The 1,970-nt window shown below is 52.9% G+C and carries 5 protein-coding genes; 1 reads left to right on the top strand and 4 read right to left on the bottom strand.

Going from position 1 to position 1,970, the window contains the following annotated elements:
- Positions 1–238: hypothetical protein (locus JHD74_RS25680; RefSeq protein ID WP_199063868.1), on the top strand; the 238-nt coding region annotated here is incomplete at its 5' end.
- A 102-nt stretch (positions 239–340) separates the two neighbouring features.
- Here JHD74_RS25680 and JHD74_RS25675 read toward each other — a convergent pair.
- Genes JHD74_RS25675 through JHD74_RS25660 form a run of 4 tightly spaced genes read right to left on the bottom strand, consistent with a single transcriptional unit; the run spans position 341 to position 1,711 of the window.
- Positions 341–457 carry a DUF4222 domain-containing protein gene (locus JHD74_RS25675; RefSeq protein WP_199063867.1) on the bottom strand — a complete coding sequence of 39 codons (117 nt, stop codon included), beginning with the start codon at positions 455–457 and terminating at the stop codon, positions 341–343.
- Positions 457–1,059, bottom strand: coding sequence for a BRO family protein (locus JHD74_RS25670; protein WP_199063866.1), 603 nt, complete (start codon positions 1,057–1,059; stop codon positions 457–459). Before JHD74_RS25670 ends, JHD74_RS25675 begins: the two co-directional genes overlap by 1 nt.
- Before the next feature lie 14 nt (positions 1,060–1,073).
- Positions 1,074–1,496 carry a hypothetical protein gene (locus JHD74_RS25665; RefSeq protein WP_199063865.1) on the bottom strand — a complete coding sequence of 141 codons (423 nt, stop codon included), beginning with the start codon at positions 1,494–1,496 and terminating at the stop codon, positions 1,074–1,076.
- Positions 1,496–1,711: an AlpA family transcriptional regulator gene (locus JHD74_RS25660; RefSeq protein WP_199063864.1), complete on the bottom strand. Its 216-nt coding sequence runs from the start codon at positions 1,709–1,711 to the stop codon at positions 1,496–1,498. Before JHD74_RS25660 ends, JHD74_RS25665 begins: the two co-directional genes overlap by 1 nt.
- Positions 1,712–1,970: the final 259 nt, after the last annotated feature.

Below are 1,970 nucleotides of genomic sequence, written 5' to 3'. Positions count from 1 at the left end.
CCCCCCCCCCCCCCCCCCCCCCCCCCCCCCCCCCCCCCCCCCCCCCCCCCCCCCCCCCCCCCCCCCCCCCCCCCCCCCCCCCCCCCCCCCCCCCCCCCCCCCCCCCCCCCCCCCCTTTTTTCAAGCACAAGACGGCATACGCGATGATACCTCCTGTCTCGTGGGCTCGGAGATGTGTATAAGAGACAGGTCTATGAACGCTTCAAAATATTTGGCCAACACTTCATGGGCTGATTGATTGTAGTCCATCTATTCACACTCCTTATGATTGTTTGGCATGGTACCCGCATCATATCAAAAAATAACAAATGCGGGCCTATGCCATTTAAAACTTAAGCAGTTACTCGTACCCGTCGCGGTAGAACGTCACTCGCAGAAACTCCACACTAACCACTGTGATCCGGTGGCCGTGTGAGTCTTTGTAGCGCTGATTAGGCTGAGGCTTGCTGACGGTCATTAGTGAACCTCCAACAGATCCGGCTGATACTTGCGCCACAACTCCGCTTCCTCATACGCCAGCGCCTGCTTCTCTGCTTTGCATGACTGTAAAGCCTGGCCTCGTTTGCTGGCCTTCTTGGTATACATGTTCTTGCGCTTGCTGTAGTCGTTCAGGAACGCAAACGGGACGCCATAGGAGCCAGTCTTACGGATGGACGGGATAACATCGCGGAATACCCAATTACTGAATCGATGGGCTAATGTCCCCGCAGTGCTAGCCTTACGGCTACGGGCGATCAGTTTGTAGAAGCCAGACTCAGCAACCATATTCCAGATACGTGCACCACCACGCTTGCCGGAATGACCCGCAGTTAAAGTTAGGGTCATCACCTCGTCTCCATCCAGAGAGGAAACCGCGCTGGTGGGATTACTAATTTCTAGCGATTGGCAAACATCAGAGGCAACGAACCACGGTTGACCGTACACATTAACTATACGCACCGTTGTGCCCTCGAACTTGATAACGGAAATATCACTCTCATCAGCGGTGAAAATAGCTTTCTGGCTTGGGATAGGCTGAGGGGCGTCCTCAGAATTGAATCTGATTTTTTCGAGTTTCATGTTGTCAGGCTCCGTTAGGCGGCGTTGTTGGCGTCTGGGTACAAGGTTAGGATGTTAGCTATGTCACCTTGGGAAAGGCCGTGATAGCCACCAGCAACGGCGCTATGGTTGACCAACTGGATCACGTGCAGAACATCGGCACGGCTCACAAATCGATAGCGAAAATGGCTACCGATACCGTCCGGGTTCTTTTCGTCGATACGCTCTAGATGAATATCCAGGCGGCGTTCCAACTCGCTAGCGTAGTTACGGCCAGATGAGAGGCGGCAATACTTGAGAATGTCATTCTCAGTCCAGCCATTGACGCCGGTTTTCAGCATGTAAACGCGAGCACGGTGTTTCTTTGGTGCTGGCTTGATGGTAGAGATGGCGCTATTATCAGAGGTGCCAACCTTCTGATTAGCCGCCTGCTGTACTGGGCGGTTTTTCATTTCCATTACGCAGCCTCCCGCCGAGAAGTCAGCCAGTTATTAATCTCTACTGCGTCGAAAGCCGTGATTTTCTCGCCCAGCTTAACCGGGCGCGGCAATGTGCCGTTTTTAACTTTGCGGTCGATGGTGGCAACGCTAACGCCCAGCATTTCAGCCAAGCGAAAGCGGCGGATATAGCCTGTAGTGGGGATGGCGACTTGCGTCTTTTGTGTTGCTGTCATAGCCCGTAACCTTTTGTTAGTGGTTGTTGCGTCGTTACGGGTGAGATTAATGAATTATTTTTTGCAAGTATCGGAGTTATCAGAAAACTCCTCGGAATTTTGATAACTCCGTTATCGAGTTACCCCTCCCTTCCGCAACCACTCAATCAGTGCCTTATCATCATCCGGGAAAGGGAGATTATGTACTTTACTATTAGCTCTCTTTCTGAGAAGCGGCACACTACCCGTCCTGTCTCTTATACACATCTCCGAGCCCACG

The sequence above is a fragment of the Serratia sp. ASV30 genome (assembly GCF_016428815.1).
In the GTDB taxonomy this organism is placed as follows: domain Bacteria; phylum Pseudomonadota; class Gammaproteobacteria; order Enterobacterales; family Enterobacteriaceae; genus Chania; species Chania fonticola_C.
The sequence above is the reverse complement of the archived record's forward strand: the minus strand, read 5'-3'. Positions and strand labels throughout refer to the sequence as shown.